The sequence below is a fragment of the Sphingomonas sp. M1-B02 genome (assembly GCF_026167525.1).
Classification (GTDB): Bacteria; Pseudomonadota; Alphaproteobacteria; order Sphingomonadales; family Sphingomonadaceae; genus Sphingomonas.
This window is the reverse complement of record NZ_CP110679.1, coordinates 461220-474616: the sequence shown is the minus strand read 5'-3', so window position 1 is coordinate 474616 and position 13397 is coordinate 461220. Positions and strand designations below refer to the sequence as shown.

The window sequence follows — 13397 nt, the reverse complement described above, 5'->3', positions numbered from 1 at the left end:
GTTGCTAAAGTCTTGCACCTGCTCCCAAAACTGCGGTCTAGTTCTGCGGCTCTGCGATGACTCCCTCTCTTGATCGGCAACCTTGCCGTGGATGATAGTGGATCGCTTCGTCGCGGACGGAGGCGGCAGCTTCGCGGTCAAGACCCTGCGCGCCGTGATCTCGGCTGTGGCGGGTCGGTAGATGCGCATCATGCTGTGGACACCGCCTGCCAGGAACAGCAGAAGCAGCAACCCCACCCGATAAAGGTGAGGTCCGGGTTAAGCAGGGCCCCGAAGCTGGTCGGCACCACCACGATGACGATACTCGGCAAAGCGATTCATGGGCGGACGAAGATGCCTGCAGCAACTCCGGCGGCATAGCCGAATACCAGTCCAACCTCCAAGATGTGCGATTGCGTGTCGCCCACTTGCATCGCGCGAGCGCTGAACGCGCCAAACGCGCCAATCGCGACGGCGAATGCGAGATACGCGATGGCGAAGATCCGCTTCCAGACGCGCCGCGCCGGCAGCATCGAGATCGTCGGAGATCGCCTCCGCCCGATAGAGACGCAACGGGAAGAGCTGCGCGAGCACCGCGACGCTGCCCGCGGCAATCGTCAGCAACAGGGGAATATCCCTACCAAAGGCCGCGACACGGGCGCTCACGCCGAGAAAGGCCACCGCTATGTTCAGATTTGGCGTGAGAGCGGCATGGAGCAAGGTGCCGACCGCGACATCCGTACCGGCAGGCAATTCGCCCTGGCCGAAGATGGCACCATGAAGCCGTGGACGGCTCCCTGTCCAAACCGGGCGAAGCGATCAAATATAGCGGCCGCGGTCCTCACGCGGCTGCCGTGGAACGGCCCTGTGATGCTAGCCAAGGCGCGAAATCTTCTGCCTCCAGAGGCCGGGCGAAATGATAGCCCTGCGCCTCGTCGCAACCCATGTCGGCCAGTAAGTCGGCGACTTCGGCCGTCTCGACTCCCTCCGCGACGACGCGATAGCCGAGGTCGTGCGATAGTGAGATCATTGAGCGAACCAGTGTCCGCTCGCGTTCGCCGGCGGTCAGCTCCCGGACGAAGGACTGGTCGATCTTCACCACTTGGGCGGGGAGGCGCTGGAGATAGGAAAAACTGCTTTGGCCGGTGCCAAAATCGTCGATCGCCAGGCGAACGCCGGTCGACGCGATAGCGCTCAACTGCCCAATCGCGTGCCCGGCATCGCCCATGATGGCGCTCTCCGTCACTTCCAGCTCAAGCATCGCCGCAGGCAACCGGTGCTTGAGCAGGTAAAGCTGTATCTGCTGCGCGAAATCCACTTCGTCGAGGTTCGTCGCCGAGACGTTGACCGACAACTGGATGTCCACACCGGTCCGCTGCCAGGCCCGCAGCTGCGCCAGTCCTGCGTCCAGAACTTTGGCGGTCGTGTCCCGCGCCAATGACGTCTGCTCGACGATCGGGATGAATTCGGCGGGAGAGACTTCCCCCAGTTCGGGATGGGTCCAGCGGAGCAATGCCTCGGCGCCCACGCAAAGTTTTGAGCGGAGATCCACGCGCGGCTGGTAGACAAGCCTGAGCTGGCGCGGAGACTCCAGCGCAGCGCGGAAGTCGTGGAGTAGCGCGAACCGCCGCTGGTGCGTTTCGTCGGCCGCAGCGGAATAGATGCTCACGCCGGTGTTGAAGTTCCGCGCATCGAGTGCAGCGCTATGGGCCCGGCGTAGCACGTCGCGGGACGGCGTTTCTCCCGAAACGAACGGCGCCACCCCGATCGTCGCGCTCATTACCAGATTCGCTTGGGAGCCTGTGCGCGGCCTCTGCAGGCCGGCGGCGAGGCGGTCGAGGTAGGCTTCCTGATCCACATCGGGCTCTGCGAGATACGCGAATTGCGCCAAACCCGTATGATATGCCTGGCGCTTCCCAATCTCAGTGCGCAAAGCGCGGGCCGCTTCGTGCACCATTTCCTCGATATAGGAGGATCCCATCACGCGGACACCTGCGCTGATCTGTTCTGCTCGCGCGAGCTCGATTACCACGACAAACCGCTTGCGGCCGGGATCATCACGCCCGAGATCATCGAGATCGTCGATGAACTGGGTGAGATTGGGGAGGCCGCTGAGCGGATCGATGCGGCCGAAGGCGTGTTGCAGCTCGATCTGCGACATCGCCATCTGCGCGAGGTCATTTAATGCCGCCAGCTCGGGCGCAGTCGCGGTGCGCGGCTCGGTCCCGAGGACGCACAGCGCGCCGAGGCCGAAGCCGTCGCGTGTCGTGAGGGGCGCCCCCGCATAGAATCTCACGCCCTGTGCGGCAAGGATGCTGGTGGCATAGTATTCGTCGGCAAGCAGATCGGGAATGACCACCATATCCGCGTTTTCGGCAACCTGCGCGCAAGGCGCCTTTTCGCGCGGTATCGACACGTACTCGACGCCCAAGCGCGACTTGAACCACTGGCGATCGCGGTCGGTGAGTGAGACGGCGGAGATCGGAAGCCCGAAAAGCTGGGCCGCCATTCGCGTGATGCGGTCGAAGCTTTCGCTAGGCGGCGTGTCCAGCAAGTTGAGCTGGTATAGCGCGTCGAGGCGCGCAGCTTCGTTTGTATCGGCCATGTACGTCCTTCGAGGCCACAAGGCACTCAAACATTTAAGAAAGCTGTAATCACCCACCTCCAGTCGAAAGGTCGGGGGTAAAGGGCGCGGATAGACCCTGCCGATGGGTGGCCCTTGTGGGGTAGCGCCGTTAATCTGCGGACTGGCGGAGTTCGGGTCGGTCAATACAAATGGTAGATGTAATGGCTCTCCCATATGGACGGCGGACACCGCCTCCGAACTATGGCTCGATGTTTATAGCAACCTAGCGAAAATGCTCTCGGCCTTGAATGAGAGGCGGCTATTCCACTTTGGTCGGTCAAAAGCTGCCAGTCCGCAAGCGGCTCACTTCCAGCCGTTCGAACGCAGTAGGGAGGAATGTCCGTTATTGGGCCGATTCCGGACCGGCTGCCTTCGGGCGCGCTCCCACGATATCGGACGAACGGAACGCCTCAACAGGGCACTACTATGCCCTCATGCGGCCCCGCGACTTCCCATTAGTTAAAATCACGCACCTAGTTAACTATCCAATCTACGAGCTTGAAATCAAATATAAAGAGACGGCGACAACCCTGCTGTAGCGACAGGCAAGTCTTCTCGATAAGCAAGCCCGCCAATAGGCAACCTATTGCCTCTCTATTCAACGACTTGCTGAGATCCTCGCATTTGAGATACGCAGAAATTTAGATTCTTCTTGTACCGCACTACTTATGATAGTAGACGAAGGTTACTTTATTTTATGTTTCCGTAATGGCGCATTGCCGCTGGGGAGCAGGAGAACCATCGTGGCCACGGACACCTCGCTGGCGACGCCTAATGGCGTCGGCTCGGTTACGCACGCGCCAAATCTGCCGGCGGACTTTACACAAGTTTTCGAGAGCAAGTTTGTGGAAACCGGCCAGCTGCGGTTGCACGCAGTTATCGGAGGTGAAGGACCGCCGCTTCTGCTCGTGCACGGCTGGCCCCAAAACTGGTATGCCTGGCGGCAGCTGATGCCTGCGCTTGCGCAGAAATTCACTGTCATAGCGGTCGACCAACGCGGCATCGGCCTCTCGGACAAGCCGCTCCACGGCTACGATACCGGCACCCTCGCCAACGACCTGATCGGCTTGATGGAGACACTTGGCCATCACCACTTTGCTGTCGTCGGACACGATACTGGTTTCGCGATCGGTTATGCGCTGGCGGCGGATTATCCCGACCGCGTCACGCGGATCGTACTAGCCGAAATACCGGGACCGCCCATGTCGTCTGCGTCGCCACCGGTTTTTGTCCCGGCCCACGTCAACAACCGGTTGTGGCACATCCCGTTCTGCCGTGTTGAGGCGCTGCCCGAGCAGCTGGTGGTAGGGCGAGAAGATCTCTTCTTCGGCTACGAGTTCGAGATTCAGGGCGGGAAACCGCCTGCCGACGCCATAGCCTATTATGTTGACCTCCTTTCCCGCCCGGACGCCCTATCCGGCAGTTTCGGATTCTACCGGGCGCTCGACATGACTCTCGCGCAAAACGAGATGCGCAAGGCCACGCGTCTTACCTTGCCAGTCCTCGCGATCGGTGGTGAACGCAGCTATGGTGAGCATGTCGCCGACACCATGAAACTCCTTGCAGACGATGTGCGGGGCGTCGTCATTCCCGGAACCGGGCACTGGATTGCCGAAGATGCGCCCGAAGCTACGCTCGCCGCGATCATGGCGTTTCTGTCTCCGTATGGCGACGTCGCGCCGGTGCAGGTACCGCCCGTCCTGCGAGTGCTGCAATGAAGTACTCAAAGGGGATTTTGCTTGCCGCCGCTCTCATCGCAATCGCTGCTACAGCGGGCGGCCAAGTCATTTCCGCGGATGTCTCGCGCACCGACTTGCAGCGTCACGATCTTTCGATACCGGGCCGCGAGACCATCCAGGCGCGAATTGACATTGCCCCCGGCGCCACTGCTCCGTGGCACCGTCATCCCGGGGAGGAAGTGATCTACCTACTCGAAGGTGCGCTGGAATATCAGCTTGAGGGACAGAAGCCGGTCACTCTCAAACCGGGTGACGTCCTCTTCGTACCCGATGGCGTGGCGCATACGGCGCGCAACACCGGCAGCACCAATGGCGCGGAATTGGCCACATACATCGTCGAAAAGGGCAAGCCCTTGCTCGTCCTAGCGCCTGAAATTGGCAAGCGCTGAACACGCCCGATGGAGAAAATCGCGATGTGCCGACGAACCCATCGTATCCCTTTCGCACTTCTGGCCGTCGCGTTGGCCTCGCCCGGGACTGCGCAGCGAGTCGATCCGGGACAAGAATCGACGCCGTTCGTGCCGATCGAGAACGAACCGCCGGCCGAGCTGTTCGTCGATCAACCACTTGCAGCACCGCTTGCCCGCGGGTCGGCGATTATACCGTACCGTACGAAGCATTTTCGGGTTCTGCCGGTCTTTGGTGCCGCCGCGGTAAACGTGTCGCCGCGCGCTGGCCATCTCCATGTAAGCGTCGACGATTTGCCATGGCGCTGGGCGGATGCCGGCGACAACGGCGCCGTTGTCGTGAATGGCCTCCCTGCCGGATCGCACAAGATACTGATCGAACTCGCAACACCCGTGCACGGCGTTCTGACGGGTAAGGCAGTGACCTTCGTAATCCCTGCCCTGCCGAGCGGGAAGTCGGCCGCCCCCGGTTCGGGCGACAATCATTGATCGAGGAGCCGAACCCGAAAGTAGCTTCCGAAAACTTTCTCCGCATGGCGATACGAGTGACGGTCCGCGTGTAGAGCTACACTGGCCGGGCGAGTGCAAAGCAATGAGTAGCAGCTTTTGGGGCCAGCAATTGCGTTGGTGAATGGCCGCGATTAGGGCGCATTGCCGTTCGGCCGGCTAGGGCGAGAGCGGACGGGCAGCTGATGGGTCGTCTGCGGACAGGCAGCTATCGGCGTCAGATCGCATAAAGCGGACATTGGCTTAGCTCGGCGGTCGAATCGCTAAGACCTAGGTTCGGCCACTCAGGTCGGCCTTCGTACTACCCAACTGCGGACGCCGCGTTAATGTCGCCGTCGCGGCTGCTTTCGCTCGATAGAAGAGAGTACATCGTGAGTTTGATGTCACGGGTCTGGCAGTACCTATCCAGAAGCCAGCGGGCTTTCGCCCGCTGGCAGAGTTACTCAGATTTGCGCCAAGCCTCCATCCGTGAACAACTCGCTACCCGTCATGAAGCTGCTGTCCGACGATGCTAGGAACGCGGCAGCCGCGGCGACTTCCGAAGGATCGCCGACATGCCCGATCGGCGTGGTAGCCCCCATTTCGATCATCGCATCGCGACCGACGACCTCGGCCGCCAGTTCGGTCAGCGTCGGCCCGGGTGACAGGACATTGACGCGGATACCGGTGCCGCGCAGGTCCTGCGCCCAGCTGCGCGCGAGATTACGGACAGCGGCCTTCGATGCGCTGTAGATGCTGAAGGCGGGCGTTCCCATCACTCCGGTGGTCGATCCGGTGAGGATGACCGAACCACCCTCGCCCATCAGCTTCAGGCCCTTTTGCACCGTGAAGATCGTGCCCTTCACATTTATGTCGAAGGTCTCGTCATAATGCTCGGGGGTGATCTCGGTGAGCGGCACCAGGGCGCCGGTTCCGGCATTGGCGAACAGGATATCCAGCGTGCCGCGCTCCGCCTTCACCGTGTCGAGCAGCCGGTCGAGATCACCGGCATCGGTGACCGATCCTGCCACCGCGCACGCATTCGCGCCAAGGGTGGCCACCGCCGCGTCCAGCTTCTCCTGCCTCCGGCCAAAGATGTAGACGAACGCACCTTCCTCGATAAAGCGCTTCGCCGAAGCCAGGCCAATGCCTGTGCCGCCGCCGGTGATGATCGCGGTCTTGCCTTCTAGTCGGTTCATACGTGCCTCCAGTTCTTGGTTGCACGCAGCTGGCCCTCAACCTACCTAGCGACAAGTATGCACCTTAAGGTAAGTACCTCAAATTTCCGACGTGCTTCAGACCAAAATCGTCGATCGCGCTCCAATCGTCCCAGGCTTCACCTGCGGACTCGACGCAACGCTCAAGATCATCTCGGGCAAGTGGAAGCCGCTTGTCCTGTATTTCCTGTTGCGTGGTCCGACACGCTACGGCGAACTCAAGCGCGCCGTGCGCGATGTCAGCGACAAGGTGCTGATCCAGCAATTAAAGGAGCTGGAATCGGACGGCGTATTGCGCAGGAACGACTACAAGGAGGTCCCGCCACGCGTGGACTATACGCTTACGCAGCTGGGCCACAGCCTTGCCCAAGCGCTTGAGCCCTTATGCACCTGGGGAACCGACAACATGGCAGAGATGCAGAGGATTTTCGCCGAGCGGGATAGCTGGCTTCGCGAGAAGCAAGCCTAGCCGCGTGGCAACGAACGATCATCAGACTCTGGGTTGGGCGCGAGCTGATCTGAACGGCTGAAGCTGACGCTAGCCAATCGTCAGCTTTGCGACCGAGTGGACCCAATTTCCGACACTCACGTCGAACATCCGATCTCCCGAAAACGGACGCTCGTTCAGGGAACGAAGCAACCCTGCGGGACATAGCGTGACATCGGCCCGACGCCGGGGCAGCTTGCCGGCCATGACACAGGACCTACCCCTGAAACATGCAGCAATACGTCGTGGCACGATCGTGCGGCCGATGTCTCCGCTCGGAACCTATTGGTCGCAATCGTCACAGCACGAAGATGCGGCGTACGTGGTGCGAGAGGATTTAATCTTCACCGCCTGCCACTTCGACCAGGACATGCACGAAGGAGATTACTATTCCGAATACGACGAGCCAACGCCTGAGGAAATCCGGCTGCTGGCCTCACTAGCACTTTCGATCGGACTGGACCGCGGGACCATGGCTCAATACCCCTGCGTCGCGTCGGTCCGGCTCGATGAACGCAGACGGCTTGATGATCCACAGGTCATTGCTGAAGTCGAGACTTCACTTCGACGCAAGCTGAGCTCGGACACCAGGCAGGCGCGAGGTGCAGTGCCCATGCCGCCGGGCAATTACGAACATTTTCACTGGCCATTGCCAATTTCAACTCACCAAGACCTGCGTTCCAACATTGATGCTAGCGATCACCTGATGATTCGGGGTCTCGCCACTTGGATGAAGGCCTCAATGATGAACATGCACGAGGCTTTTGGGGAAGAGGCAAATTATCCGTTATGGATCTCGCTCGATGCGTCGTTCGCGGTCATCCAAGAAATTGTGCGCGCAAATGGCGTCTCCGATCCATCAGCGGTTGATTGCCAGGCCTATATCCACGATTCCTTCGGTGAAGCGAACAGCGGACTCAAATACTTCGAAGAATTCTACGCGGACCGCATCATGACGATGCATCCCCGGAATCGATTCGGCACATTTGCGTTCGCCCCAATCAGTCACTGCGACTTCTACGCTCTCCACGACGCGCTCCGGGAGGTCTATCGTTATATACTGCTCGGAGAGGTTGTGGATCCGCAGCAACCATTCGACACTGACTCGTTTTAGGCATTTCAACGCGCAACTTCGCGAACTCGCCGCGCCGGCTGAATCAGGAGACCCACAAGTTGACGTTCATACCGCCTCTCCCGCTTCCCAACTTCGGACATCTGTTCAGGTGCGGCGGGATGACTGAAACTGGGCCGGAAGCGGGCTGGCAGCTTTCGGTTAGCCACCCTCATAAGCCGTCGTTGGAAACCAGTGACGCTCACTTCACTGGATCAGCTTGTTCAGATCGTCAGGAGTGTTCACGTTTTCCAGCGCGAGCATCTGGTCAGAAATGACAATGGCTTCCGCGCTTCCAATCCAGCTTCGAAACGACAAATTGCCAGCCGCGAGGTGACGGTCGAGCTTGCTTGCATATCGAACGGGCCAGAACCCCACCGCGTGCTGTAGCTCGAACGCCTTTGCCTCCGCCCCTTCGAGTAGCACCCGCAGATTTTCTGGCAATGGATGCACATCGACGGGAACGCAGAGCACCGCATCGAACCCGGCGCTCTCGGCATGATGCAGCGCTGCATTGAGGCCGCCTAACGGGCAAGATCTCGAGCCGGGCGATCGGCAAGCGAAGGGATTCCGGGCCAAGTGCGGCCGCATATGACTAGGCCGTCGGTTTGACCCTCCATGCATTGTATCGTGTGACCCATCAGGGAACGCTGCCCGAGCATCGCCGCTGCCTTGTCACTGCCGAAGCGCCGAGATTCCCCCCCCCGCCAGAATTGCGCCAAGGATTCTCATGGCTAACTAAAACCCGAGCATGGAGACGATGTCCCCCGCGACCAGCGCCGGATGTCCAGCCGGTCCACGAACCAGTGCATTGGCGCGCGCCAGGGTCCATTGCGCCGATGCCGACTGCCGTTCGATTATGTGCACGCCGCGCCCATCCAGTTCGGCGCACAGGAATGTTTCTCGCGATCCGATCTCAGCCATGGTCGTAAGAAGTGGCATTTGTGTCCATTTGAGCCCGGTTGCAAAACGACCGCCACCCAGCGCGCAAAGCAGCGGCGCGAGGAACAGCCGTGCAATCGTCATCGCCGCAGTGGGATTGCCCGGAAGGCCGAGAACGTGCCGATTGCCGATCCGGCCATACCAAACCGGCTTTCCTGGTTTGATTGCAACGTCGGCGAAGCAGAGCTCGAGCCCCAAGGGCATCAGCCCGTGCTTGGCAAAGTCGCGATCGCCGTTCGAGGCCCCGCCAGCCATTACCAGAACATCGCAATCGCCGAGCGCAGCCGCAGCCGCGACTTCGATGTCCGTCAAGACATCGCGGACTCGTCTCGATCCGAGAGGAATGCCGCCATACTGGCGTGTCATCAGCAAAATCGCTTCGGACAGACTATCAGGCAATTGGTGCGGCGTATCCGCAGCCAGGCCGGGTGCCACCAGTTCATCGCCGCTCGTGAGTAGTCGAACGCGGGGCCGCCGCCGGACTTGAACCGAACCCACATCCGCGGCCGCCGCGACAAGCAGCGCGCGCGGATCGAGAGTGCGTCCGGCGGCGAGGACCAGATCGCCTTTCGCCATGTCCGACCCCCGCGCGCGAATGTGCCTTCTAGTCGATAGTTCACCATGCAGTTCGATGCCGTCTGGGGTGCCCCGGACAAGTTCGCGAACCACGACGCGATCCGCACCTTTCGGGACGGCGGCACCGGTCATGATGCGCACGGTCTCGCCAGGGCCTAGTTGCTCGGCCCATGGTAGCGCCGGATACGAACTGCCGACGACGCGAAATTGACGGAGCCCCGCTCGCAGATCGTGCTCGCGCACCGCGAAACCATCCATCGCAGCCGCGTCGTAGCGGGGGGAATCAATCCTTGCGTAAATTGCTTCCGCGAGGACGCGGCGACCGGCCTTGGCCAGCGGCACGGTTTCGACACCGAGTGGCGTTGCGTGGGCAGCGAGGATCGCCTGGGCTGCGTCGAAGGTGAGCGTCGCCGCGCATGCGTCGCGGCCGCGCCCAACTGGCTCAACAAATGCCATGCGCGAGTTCCTCAAGCAGAGGCGTGACGGGTGCGTGGCCGCGCCTGTTGGAAACCGCCTCGCCGACCAAAATCACCATGGGCTTTCCGGGCGCCATCGATTGCGCGGCGAGCGGCAGCAGGTCTAGGCGGGTGTGCACCAATTGCTCGTCGGCAAGGCTCACGTCACAAGCAAGGAGCACCGGTGTCTGTGGATCGAGCCCAGCCCCGATCAGCTGCCGGCTGATCTCTCCTGCCGCCGCACGACCCATGTAGAACACGGTCGTGCATCCCGGATCGGCCAGCGCCGCCCAATCCATCGCGAGCGGGGCGCCCGCCTGAACATGGGCCGTGACGAATTGAACGCGCCGGGCCAGGCCGCGTAGCGATAGCGATATACCCGCGGAAGCGGCAGCGGCACTTGCGGCGGTGACGCCGGGGCAGATTCGAGTCGCGATCCCCGCTGCCGCCAGCGCCGCGACCTCCTCCATCGAGCGCGCGAATAGAGAGGGGTCGCCGCCCTTGAGGCGAACGACGCGCTCGCCGGCATGCGCCGCGGCGACCAGCAGATCGTTGATGCTGGCCTGATCCTTGGAATGGCGCCCGGAGCGCTTCCCGACCGCGACGCGGCGGACGTGTGACGGGATCAGGTCCAGCACGCCCGGACCGACGAGCGCGTCATAAAAGACGACGGTCGCCGCATCGATCAGTCGCTCGGCCTTGCGGGTGAGCAAATCGGGATCGCCGGGTCCGGCACCGACCAACCAGACTTCGCCCGCAGCAATTGCTTCAGCCATTCACGGCCTCCTTCGCTTGTCCGATCAGCCGCTGGATAGCGGGGCGGCACGAGCCGCAATTGGTTCCGGCGGAGAGTTTGCAGCCAACCGCCTCGACGCTGGCGAGCTGCTGGTCTGAAATCGCGGCGAGGATCGTCTTCATCCCCACGTCGAAGCACACGCACACCACCGGACCGCGATCGGGTGCGGGTGTCGCGGATCGGCCTGCCAGCAACTCCACCGGCGCCGGCGCCGCTGTGTCCCCGAGCTGGGCGATCAGCCAGTCGCGCGACGGCAGATTGCCGGTTCGCGAGAGATAGAGCGCGGCGACGAGACGCCCATTGGCGAGGACCGCGTGCCGGGTCTGGCCCCGCGCAGTGTCGATGGTCTCGACGCGCTCGCCCTTGGGAAGCAATGCGCGGATCAGCCGCGTAACGTCGCCGTCGCCGGCAAGTTCGACAAGCCAACCCTGCGCCACCCGGACGCGGGTGACCCAAAGCGCATCGATCGCGCCGGGTTCGTCGCGCGCGATCAGGAAGCCGCGCCATTCGGCGGCCACGCGCGCGAGAGTCGCCGGGGTCGATTTGAAGCCGGGTTGCCCCGAATGCGGATCGACCAGCGAGCGCGGCAACAGGCCGGCGCGGCCGCCGCTCGATTGCCGATCGGTCCAGTGGATCGGCGTGAAGATTTCGCCGCGTCGCTGACCTTCGCTCAGGGTCGCGCGGAAGATGCTTTGCCCCTGCGGCGTCGAAACGCGCGCCAAATCGCCTTCCACGACACCAAGCGCTTCTGCATCCAAGGGATGGATTTCGACCATCGGTTCGCGGCGATGACTGCCCAGCTTCGGCGACAGGCCAGTGCGCGTCATCGTGTGCCACTGGTCGCGATACCGCCCGGTGTTGAGCGTCATCGGCCAATTCGCGAGGGGTGCTTGCAACGGCCGCTGCGTCACGCCGATTAGCCGCGCTCGCCCGGTCGGCGTGGGGAAGCGGCCGTCGGCGAAGACGGCACCACCCCAGCGCCAGGGTTCCATTTCCTCATAGGCCGCATTCGAAATCGCCGCGTGCTTGCCAATATCGAACAAGCGCGCGCCGTGATTCTGATAGGTCGAGAGCCGGGTGTGTTCGCGGTAGATATCGGCCGGGCGGCTATAGGCGAACTCGCCGGTCCAGCCCATGCGGCGGCCGACTTCCTTGACGATCCACCAATCGGGTTTGGCCTCGCCTGGCAGTTCGAACAAGCGGCGCTGGCGGCTGATCATCCGCTCCGAATTGGTGATGGTGCCGTCTTTTTCGCCCCAGCCGGCGGCGGGGAGCTTCACATGCGCGAAGCGCGTGGTGTCGGTGTCCGCGATGCAATCGGAAACCACGACGAACGGGCACTTGCCGAGCGCCTCGCGAACCGACCCTGCGTCGGGCATCGACACCGCCGGATTGGTGGCCATCACCCACAAGGCCTTGATCCGGCCTTCGCCGATGCTGCGGAACAGGTCGACCGCCTTGAGCCCCGGCTTTGCGGCGACCGCTTCGGTCCCCCAGAATCGCGCCACACGCGCAACATTATCGGGTGCGAAATCCATGTGCGCAGCCAGCGTCGTCGCCAGCCCGCCGACTTCGCGGCCGCCCATCGCATTGGGCTGGCCGGTGATCGAGAACGGGGCCGCGCCGGGCTTGCCGATGCGGCCGGTGGCGAGGTGCAGATTGGTGATCGCGTTGACCTGATCGGTGCCGCGCAGCGACTGGTTCACGCCCTGGCTGAACATCGTGACGGTGCGCGGGTGCGCCGCAAACAGGTCGAAGAAGCGCCTGAGATCAGCGGGCGGAACATCGCAGCTCCGCGCCACCGACCACAGGTCGCTCCCCTCTCCTACTCTGTCCCAAAAGTCGTCGGGGACGTCGACGCTTCGGGACAGGTAAGCTTCATCGATTAGGCCCGCCTCGCGGCAATGCGCGAGCAGGCCGTTGAACAAGGCGACGTCGCTGCCCGGACGGATCGCCAGATGCAGGTCGGCATCCTCGCAGGTCTCGGTGCGGCGCGGGTCGATCACGACGATCCGGGTTCCGCGCGCCGCGCGGGCGGCGAGGATGCGCTGATAGACGACCGGGTGGCACCAGGCGGTGTTGGACCCGACCAGGATAAGCAGATCCGCCGCATCGAGATCGTCGTAACTGGCGGGCACCACATCCTCGCCGAACGCGCGCATATGCCCGGCGACCGCGCTCGACATGCACAGCCGCGAATTCGTGTCGATATTGGCCGATTCGATGAAGCCCTTCATCAGCTTGTTGGCGACGTAATAGTCCTCGGTCAGCAATTGTCCCGAGACGTAGAAGGCGACGCTGTTGGGGCCGTGCTCGGCGATCGTGTCGCGGAAACGCTTGGCAACCAGGTCGAGCGCCTTGTCCCAGCTTGCGCGCTTGCCGTGGATCATGGGGTATAGGAGGCGGCCTTCGAGGCTGGTGGTCTCGCCGAGATGGGTGCCCTTGGAACAGAGCTTGCCGTGGTTCGCGGGATGTTCGACGTCGCCCTTGATCTCGACCGTGCGTTCGCCGGTGACAGTCGCCGCGATCCCGCAGCCGACGCCGCAATAGGCGCAGGTGGTGCGGATCGCGCTCAT

The 13397-nt window shown here is 62.4% G+C and carries 13 protein-coding genes; 5 read left to right on the top strand and 8 right to left on the bottom strand.

The features are described 5' to 3' along the window. Positions 1–317: 317 nt before the first annotated feature. Both OKW87_RS02340 and OKW87_RS02335 read right to left on the bottom strand, forming a co-directional pair. Positions 318–512: a hypothetical protein gene (locus tag OKW87_RS02340; RefSeq protein ID WP_265541997.1), complete on the bottom strand. Its 195-nt coding sequence runs from the start codon at positions 510–512 to the stop codon at positions 318–320. Between the two features lie 308 nt (positions 513–820). Then, entirely contained in the window at positions 821–2584 is a 1764-nt protein-coding gene (locus OKW87_RS02335; protein WP_265541995.1) for a bifunctional diguanylate cyclase/phosphodiesterase, read from the bottom strand. A gap of 764 nt (positions 2585–3348) precedes the next feature. On the opposite strand from OKW87_RS02335, the gene OKW87_RS02330 reads away from it, so the two are divergent. The 3 genes from OKW87_RS02330 to OKW87_RS02320 are packed head-to-tail and all read left to right on the top strand — an operon-like array spanning position 3349 to position 5240. After that, a complete protein-coding gene (locus tag OKW87_RS02330) occupies positions 3349–4323 on the top strand; it encodes an alpha/beta fold hydrolase (protein ID WP_265541993.1) in 975 nt (324 codons plus the stop codon). Next, entirely contained in the window at positions 4320–4733 is a 414-nt protein-coding gene (locus OKW87_RS02325) for a cupin domain-containing protein (RefSeq protein ID WP_265541991.1), read from the top strand. The genes OKW87_RS02330 and OKW87_RS02325 overlap by 4 nt, the downstream gene beginning before the upstream one ends. 9 nt (positions 4734–4742) lie before the next feature. Then, positions 4743–5240: a DUF6130 family protein gene (locus OKW87_RS02320; RefSeq protein ID WP_265541989.1), complete on the top strand. Its 498-nt coding sequence runs from the start codon at positions 4743–4745 to the stop codon at positions 5238–5240. Between the two features lie 461 nt (positions 5241–5701). On the opposite strand, the gene OKW87_RS02315 is transcribed toward OKW87_RS02320, so the two are convergent. Further along, positions 5702–6436: an SDR family NAD(P)-dependent oxidoreductase gene (locus OKW87_RS02315; protein WP_265541987.1), complete on the bottom strand. Its 735-nt coding sequence runs from the start codon at positions 6434–6436 to the stop codon at positions 5702–5704. 91 nt (positions 6437–6527) lie between these two features. Here OKW87_RS02315 and OKW87_RS02310 point away from each other — a divergent pair, with 91 nt between their 5' ends. Together OKW87_RS02310 and OKW87_RS02305 are read left to right on the top strand one after the other, a co-directional pair. Further along, positions 6528–6923 carry a winged helix-turn-helix transcriptional regulator gene (locus OKW87_RS02310; RefSeq protein ID WP_265541985.1) on the top strand — a complete coding sequence of 132 codons (396 nt, stop codon included), beginning with the start codon at positions 6528–6530 and terminating at the stop codon, positions 6921–6923. 283 nt (positions 6924–7206) lie between these two features. Then, complete coding sequence (locus tag OKW87_RS02305; protein WP_265541984.1) at positions 7207–8055, top strand: hypothetical protein; 849 nt, start codon at positions 7207–7209, stop codon at positions 8053–8055. A gap of 204 nt (positions 8056–8259) precedes the next feature. On the opposite strand, the gene mobA is transcribed toward OKW87_RS02305, so the two are convergent. From mobA to OKW87_RS02285, 5 genes are all read right to left on the bottom strand, one after another. After that, positions 8260–8631: a molybdenum cofactor guanylyltransferase gene (gene mobA, locus OKW87_RS02300; protein WP_265541982.1), complete on the bottom strand. Its 372-nt coding sequence runs from the start codon at positions 8629–8631 to the stop codon at positions 8260–8262. Continuing rightward, positions 8577–8714, bottom strand: a complete 138-nt coding sequence (locus OKW87_RS17510) for a hypothetical protein (RefSeq protein ID WP_443025095.1) — start codon at positions 8712–8714, stop codon at positions 8577–8579. The genes mobA and OKW87_RS17510 overlap by 55 nt, the downstream gene beginning before the upstream one ends. Before the next feature lie 76 nt (positions 8715–8790). Further along, positions 8791–10026, bottom strand: a complete 1236-nt coding sequence (locus OKW87_RS02295) for a molybdopterin molybdotransferase MoeA (protein WP_265541980.1) — start codon at positions 10024–10026, stop codon at positions 8791–8793. After that, complete coding sequence (gene cobA, locus OKW87_RS02290; protein ID WP_265541979.1) at positions 10013–10801, bottom strand: uroporphyrinogen-III C-methyltransferase; 789 nt, start codon at positions 10799–10801, stop codon at positions 10013–10015. Before cobA ends, OKW87_RS02295 begins: the two co-directional genes overlap by 14 nt. Then, positions 10794–13397 (bottom strand): nitrate reductase, encoded by a 2604-nt coding sequence (locus OKW87_RS02285; RefSeq protein WP_265541978.1) that lies wholly within the window; start codon positions 13395–13397, stop codon positions 10794–10796. The genes cobA and OKW87_RS02285 overlap by 8 nt, the downstream gene beginning before the upstream one ends.